Annotated in this window: 5 protein-coding genes and 2 pseudogenes; 2 read left to right on the top strand and 5 right to left on the bottom strand. The window is 62.0% G+C overall.

From position 1 onward, the window contains the following. Positions 1 to 142: 142 nt before the first annotated feature. Positions 143 to 478: a transposase gene (locus SA87_RS08485; protein ID WP_066202008.1), complete on the bottom strand. Its 336-nt coding sequence runs from the start codon at positions 476 to 478 to the stop codon at positions 143 to 145. A gap of 513 nt (positions 479 to 991) precedes the next feature. Between SA87_RS08485 and SA87_RS08475 the strand changes: the two genes are divergently transcribed. Beyond that, positions 992 to 1,399, top strand: a complete 408-nt coding sequence (locus SA87_RS08475; protein WP_066202010.1) for an ArsR/SmtB family transcription factor — start codon at positions 992 to 994, stop codon at positions 1,397 to 1,399. A gap of 18 nt (positions 1,400 to 1,417) precedes the next feature. Then, the gene (locus tag SA87_RS08470; protein WP_066202004.1) at positions 1,418 to 3,385 is read left to right on the top strand and encodes a heavy metal translocating P-type ATPase; all 1,968 of its coding nucleotides are present in this window, start codon (positions 1,418 to 1,420) and stop codon (positions 3,383 to 3,385) included. A 342-nt stretch (positions 3,386 to 3,727) separates the two neighbouring features. On the opposite strand, the gene SA87_RS08465 is transcribed toward SA87_RS08470, so the two are convergent. The 4 genes and pseudogenes from SA87_RS08465 to SA87_RS14420 form a co-directional block, all read right to left on the bottom strand. Beyond that, complete coding sequence (locus SA87_RS08465; protein WP_066202002.1) at positions 3,728 to 4,495, bottom strand: ABC transporter permease; 768 nt, start codon at positions 4,493 to 4,495, stop codon at positions 3,728 to 3,730. A 133-nt stretch (positions 4,496 to 4,628) separates the two neighbouring features. After that, on the bottom strand, positions 4,629 to 5,429 hold the full coding sequence (locus tag SA87_RS08460) for an ATP-binding cassette domain-containing protein (protein WP_245637692.1): 801 nt from the start codon (positions 5,427 to 5,429) through the stop codon (positions 4,629 to 4,631). Further along, positions 5,342 to 6,190, bottom strand: a pseudogene (locus tag SA87_RS14060) (recombinase zinc beta ribbon domain-containing protein); the annotation flags it as partial. The gene SA87_RS08460 and the pseudogene SA87_RS14060, both read right to left, overlap by 88 nt. A gap of 134 nt (positions 6,191 to 6,324) precedes the next feature. After that, positions 6,325 to 6,471: pseudogene (locus SA87_RS14420) on the bottom strand (IS256 family transposase); the annotation flags it as partial.

The raw sequence follows: 6,471 nt of genomic DNA, 5'->3' as shown, positions 1-6,471 counted from the left end.
ATTGGCAGTGGAAGAAGGAACAACAGAAATCCACTGAGCCGGCCATGCTGCACGTTGTGAATGCCTGAGTGACCTGTCCTTTCATTCGCCGAAGAGGGCAATTTACACATGATACTGGACTTGATCCCAAGCAAGCTCGATCTCATGCAACCGGTGGCACATACAACTTTGGCTGGACGCCATTTTCGTCCTTCGTGGTGCCGCCGTAGGCGGCATGGAGGACTTTTTTTAAAATCTCACGCTCCTCCCGCAGGATCCGGTTCTCCCGCCGCAGCCGGTTCAGCTCCTCCCGCTCGGCTGTGGTCAACCCGGGGCGCTGCCCCGCATCGATCTCGGCTTGGCGGACCCACTTCCGCAAGCTGGCTTCCGAGACGCCGCGGTCGGCGGCAATCTGCTGGAGCTTCTTCCCGCTCTCCCGGACGAGGCGGACGGCTTCGGCCCGAAACTCGGAAGGGTACGGCGGCTTGGTAGCCGGCATGGGGATCACCCTTTCCGGGGCTTATGCCCCAAGTATCGGGGTGTCCACGAAACCGGGGCAAGTCCACCCCAACCAGGTCGTCTCGCCACTCCCGGAGGTCAGCAATCCCACTTACTGGGCCAAAGCCCGATCACTTTGGTCCCGCCAACCCTCCGGCTAAGACGTCTCTTGGCCGGGAGTAGGGGCATCCCCTACCGAAAACTGATACAGGTAACTTTTCGATTAGCGTTCACAAGGCCGGCCTTGATCGGCGCTGTACAGATCGGCCGTCTCTTCTTCGACGAACGCAAAATCGACGGCCCGGCCGATGTCCCGGAAGGAATGGTCCGCGGGCAGACGGTTCCTCACGGGCGCCGACCACTCACCAAACCGCATGGGAAAGGAAAGCGTGAAAGAACTGCGCCCCCGCCTTGACATATGCGCATATGCACATATATAATACTTCTTAAAGCGGCGGGGCCCGGCCATGCGCCGGTAGTACTGGAGAACCAGAACGGGCGGGAAGCAGGGGGGGTGACCGAGACGGAACTCTCGCGAATCACGGATGTTTTCAAGGCACTGTCGGATCCTACGCGCCTCCGGATCGTCCGGCTCATGGCCGCGAATGATGAGGAGGTGTGTGTCTGCGAACTCGTCGACTCCCTTGAGGTACCCCAATACCACGTGTCACGGCACTTGAAAGAGCTCCGCAACGCCAGGCTACTGCGGGCACGACGAGACGGCCGGTGGGTCTACTATTCGCTCGATCTCACGGACCCGGTCGTGAAGGAGCTGGCAGAGGTCGTCAGGCGGTTCCCTGCCGACTTGTTCCGTGAAGACCAGAAAAACTTCGAGCAACGGATGACCTTGCGCGTCGGCGGCCGGTGCCGTGCGGGGATTCAGAAGAAGCACCTGGCCCCCAACGTCCGTGTTCGGAAGTAGTGCGAAGGAGGAATTGTCATGGACGAAAAGAGCCTTACCACGCGCGCCGTCGCCGAAGAGGCGGAACGCCATTCCTCGAGCCGAGAAGATGAGGACGCTGAAGAGGAAGAAGGCTTCGAAGGTCCCTGGTACCGCTTCCCCCCCATCCGTAATGCTGGCCTCGGAGGCATCGTGTTGGGCTTGGGCTGGTTAGCCGGGAAGCTAGGCCTTGGCCCCGCGGTCCAGATCCCCTTTTACGTCGTTGCCATTGCCCTCGGGGGCTACTTCTGGGTACGCGAGGGTTGGGAAGAGTTCATTGAAGAGCGGGAAGTAGGCATCGAAGCTCTCATGGCCTTCGCCACGTTGGGAGCCGTCCTTCTCGGCCAGTGGTTTGAGGCCACCTTCCTTGTCTTTCTCTACGGGCTGGCAGAAGGCCTGGAGGAGTACACCTTCGCTCGCACCCGCTCCGCCATCAAGGCGTTGCTCGATTTGGCCCCCAAGGAGGCGCGGCTCCTCGAGAACGGCCGGGAGCGCATGGTGCCGGCGAGCTCCCTGAAACCGGGCGATCGGTTCCTCGTGCGGCCGGGCGAATCCATCGCCACCGACGCCATCATTCGTGAAGGGCGGTCGAGCATTAACGAAGCTGCGGTCACAGGCGAGTCGGTGCCTGTGGCAAAGGGCCCAGGCGACCGGGTCTTTGCCGGCACAGTGAACGGTGAGGGCGCCCTTGTTCTGGAGGCCACGGCTACTTTCGAGGACAATACCCTGTCCAAGATCATCCGCCTGGTCGAACAGGCTCAATCAGAAAAAGGGCGGGCTCAGCGCTTCATCGAGCGGTTTGGTAGGCGTTACAGCCCTGTTGTCCTGCTTGCAGCCGTGGCCTTGGTCTTGCTCCCGCCCCTGATCGGTCTCGACTGGTCGACCTGGGCCACCCGCGCTGTGGTCCTCCTGGTAGCAGCGGCACCTTGCGCCCTTGTCATGTCGACGCCCGTGGCCATGGCTTCCGCCATCGGTACAGCCGGCAAGAACGGCGTGCTCATCAAGGGGGGCATCCATCTTGAGAACCTCGGCACGGTCCGCGCAGTGGCCCTCGACAAGACCGGAACGCTGACGCGCGGAGAGCCCGTGGTGACTACCATTGTCGCAGCGCCCGGATGGACGGAGCGGGAAGTGCTGGCGCGAGCCGCCGCGATTGAGCGTTTCTCTGAGCACCCCCTGGCCCGAGCCGTCATGGCCAAGGCCCAGAATGAAGGGATCGAGGTACCCGAGGCCGGGGACTTTCAGGCTCTACCCGGAGCCGGGGCCAGGGCGGTGGTCGGCGAGGTGAGCCTCTATGTTGGGAGCCCCGCTCTCTTTCAACAGCTGGGAGCCCGGGTCCCCGCGGAGCTGTCGGACAAGATCGACGAGCTGCGGGACGGCGGGCATACGGTCGTCTTCGTGGGCACCGATGAGGAAGTGAAGGGGCTGCTGGCCATCCGCGATGAGATCCGGCCCGAGGCAAAAGACGCTCTACAGGCATTGCGCGAAGCGGGTGTCGAGCACTTCATCATGCTAACCGGCGACAATCAGCGGACGGCGAACGCCATCGCCCGGGAACTTGGCATCGACGATGTCCGGGCGGAACTGAAGCCGGACGATAAGGCGAGGATCGTGAAGGCGCTGGCTGAAGAGTATGGCGGTGTGATCATGGTCGGCGACGGCATCAACGACGCGCCGGCCCTAGCCGCTGCCACGGTCGGGATAGCCATGGGCACCGCGGGAACCGACGCCGCTATTGAGGCGGCTGATGTCGCCCTGATGGCCGACGATCTGAGAAAAGTGGCTTACGCTGTTCGCCTGGGGCGCCGGGCCCGCGCCATCAGCCGCCAAAACATCATCTTCTCGCTAGCCGTTCTGGCGATCTTGATCCCGGGCGCGCTGACAGGCTGGGTTGGCGTCTCGCTGGCCGTTGCCGCTCACGAGGTGAGTGAGCTGCTGGCCGTCGCCAACGGCCTTCGTGCCCGTTAGAGGCATCGATGAAGGGGCAGGACCCGGCCGGAGTGCCGGGCCCTGCCCCGCCTTTCCGCGTCAGGCCACCTCGTAACCGGCTTCCTCGACGGCCTCTTTTGTCTCAAACCCGAGTAGGGTGCCTGGAATGACCCGGTTGGTTTTGGAGGTTGCCAAAGAGGAACGTTATCTCTTCTTGAGGAAGGTGAATTCGTCCTACTCCGCGACAACTCGTCCAATCGCCCACGGGGACCAAAAAACAAACCATGTCCAAGGTTGACCACGGCGCAGCACCAGGCGCCACACCCAAAATCACCGGCATAACACCAAGCCGCCCTGCTCTACTTACGCCAGATTACGCTATTACGCTAGGCCGCGCCGTAACACCCGCGCCGCAACGGCCAGTGCCACCGCATCGAAGGCCAGGAGGATTCCCACCATAGAGAAAACCAGCTGCGTATCCCAGCCGTTGAGGACCAGCGCGCGGGTGGCCTCGATGGCGTAGGTCATGGGATTGGACCGGGCCAGGACCTGCATCCATCCCGGCATGAGGTCGAGGGGGGCCAGAGCGGTACTCAAAAAGAGCAGGGGCAGGCTCAGGAACGCCGTGATGGTAAAGAACTCGGGATGCCGGCGAACGGCGAAGGCGAGGGCAATCGACAAGGTGGCGACCCCCGCCCCATAAAGGGCACCGATGCCAAGGGCCGCCACGATCCCGCCCAGGCCGGTGGCAAATCGAACCCCTAGCCCGTAGGCTGTCAGGATGATAAGCAAGTTCTGTACGGCGGTCACCGCCATGATGTAGACGAACCGGCTGGTGACGATGGACAGCCGCTGGATGGGCGCGGCCAGAAGGCGCTGCAGAAACCCGGTCTCCCGGTCGAAAAGGAGCTCAACCCCACCGTTTATGGCCCCGTTGAACACCGTCATCACCATGGCCCCGGCGCTCATGAAGGCCAGGTAGTTGTGCCCCGGCACATCGCCCGCCGCCATGCGGGCCAGCAGGTGACCGAAAAGCAACAGCCAGAGCACCGGCTGGCTCAACGTCGACAACCACGTCAAGGGCTCCCGGCGCAAGCGGAACCGCCACCGCTGGAGCATCACACGGTTTTCCAGCCAGAATTCGCCCATCCTCCGCCCCCTCCAGCAGCGCTCGCCGTACCGTCCCGCTTGGATTGGATCCGACCTTCGGCAGCTTAGACCCAGCTTCCGCGAGTTCCGACCTAGTCCCCGCCAGCTCACACCCAGCCCTTGCCAGGGTAACCTAGCCTGCCGTCTCCCCATCCCGCAAGGCTCGCCCGGTCAAGTGGAGGAACACGTCGTCCAGGGTGGCCGGCCGAGCCGCCACCCCCTCAAGAGCGATCCCCGCCGCCCGGCAGGTGGCCAGGACCGGTTCCAGGGCGGCAAGGGAATCCCGCACCCGCAATCCGATGCGAACGGCAAGCCCGGAGCTGGAACCGGGCCAGTCCACCTCCACCTCCATGACCGGTTCCAGGACCTCGAGCTGCCGGGCCAGCTGCCGCACCTGTTCGGCCGGTTGGCCTGCCGCCACCCGCAACTCCAGATACTCGCTGCCATAGCGGGCCTTGAGCCGCGCCGGGGCATCCAGGGCAAGGCACCGGCCCCCGTCGATGATGGCCACCCGGTCACAGAGCCAGTCTGCTTCCTCCAGGTAGTGGGTGGTGAGCAGAATGGTGGTTCCCCGGTCCCGGAACGTGCGGATGTACTGCCACAGCCGCCGCCGGGTCTGGATGTCGAGGCCCAGGGTGGGTTCGTCCAGAACCAGCACGGCAGGCCGGTGTACCAGCCCCATGGCCAGGTCGAGCCGCTTCCGCATCCCGCCGGAGTAGTCTCGGACGACCCGGTCCGCGGCGTCGGACAGGTCGACCAGCTGCAAGAGCTCCTCCGCCCGCCGGGCTGCATCGGCAGGGGGAAGATGGTACATGCCGGCCACCAGCAGCAAGTTCTCCCGGCCGGTCAACAGGGGATCCACGGCCGTTTCCTGAGGAACCCACCCGACATAGCGCCTGGCCCGCGCGGGTTGCTCCGCCACGTCAATGCCCAAAATGCGAACCCGGCCGCTGGATGGTTTGAGCAATGAAAGCAGCACCTTAATGCTTTATGAATTGGTAGATTTTTGAGTGGGAAGAGTCCTCTCACCTCGATACGGTCTTCGTAAACCCAACACGTCACTTGAAAGAGGTCGAGGAGCTCTTCCCATGTTATTGCTCTCTGTGGGAATCCTACCGTCAAGTGTTTCTCGTCCTTGACTCTGACGAAAGCAACTTCCTCCACCACGTGCTCATCACCGGAGTAGCGGACATCGAACAGTCCAGACTCCAGCACTGCCTTCACGTCTTCGATGTGCCGTTGAACATTGGTAAGAGTATCGAACTCGGTACCGTAACGTTCAAATCTCTGACGGATGGCTTGCTCCTGCTCCCTCAACGCTTCTTGCTCTCTGTGGTACTCTTCGTCATCAAGCACTCCGGAGAGGTAGACCTTTGCCAACCTCCGCATCTTCTCCTGTACCGTAGAGAGCTGCTCGTTTGCTGGACCGAGGATGGTCTCAAGCTCGACCTTCTTCCTCTCCAGACTGGAAAGGTACTCCTCTACCGCCTTCCGTGCTGATTCAGGACTCGACAGAGCATTGAGAAGGAGGTCTTTCACTACCTGCTCGAACGGTTCCTGTAAGAGGATTGGTGAGGTACAGCGAGGAGAGCCGTCAAGGTGGTACTTCTTCAGTCGTCCGTTGCACTTGTACGCATCCTTCTTCCCATTGACGCAGACACCGTACGCATGACCACAGAGACCACACCTGATACGTCCAGCGAGAAGCGGCTTTGGCTTCTTGCGGTTGAATCCTCCACGAGCGTTCCTCCGCTTCTCCTGTGCCTTCTCGGATCAAGTCCAGTATCATGTGTAAATTGCCCTCTTCGGCGAATGAAAGGACAGGTCACTCAGGCATTCACAACGTGCAGCATGGCCGGCTCAGTGGATTTCTGTTGTTCCTTCTTCCACTGCCAATACTCATCCATATTCAGGTAGCGGTGCCCAGTGGTCCACGTCTCGTCTATCTCCATGAGTAGCGCTCCAAGCAACCGTAT

The sequence above is a fragment of the Hydrogenibacillus schlegelii genome (assembly GCF_001653195.1).
GTDB lineage: Bacteria > Bacillota > Bacilli > Thermicanales > DSM-22653 > Hydrogenibacillus > Hydrogenibacillus schlegelii.
The sequence above is the reverse complement of the archived record's forward strand: the minus strand, read 5'-3'. Positions and strand labels throughout refer to the sequence as shown.

Bases quoted from the DNA above. Each gene is read 5' to 3' on its own strand.
- SA87_RS08465 (WP_066202002.1), bottom strand. From the start codon at position 4,495: ATGGGCGAATTCTGGCTGGAAAACCGTGTGATGCTCCAGCGGTGGCGG.
- SA87_RS08470 (WP_066202004.1), top strand. From the start codon at position 1,418: ATGGACGAAAAGAGCCTTACCACGCGCGCCGTCGCCGAAGAGGCGGAA.
- SA87_RS08485 (WP_066202008.1), bottom strand. From the start codon at position 478: ATGCCGGCTACCAAGCCGCCGTACCCTTCCGAGTTTCGGGCCGAAGCC.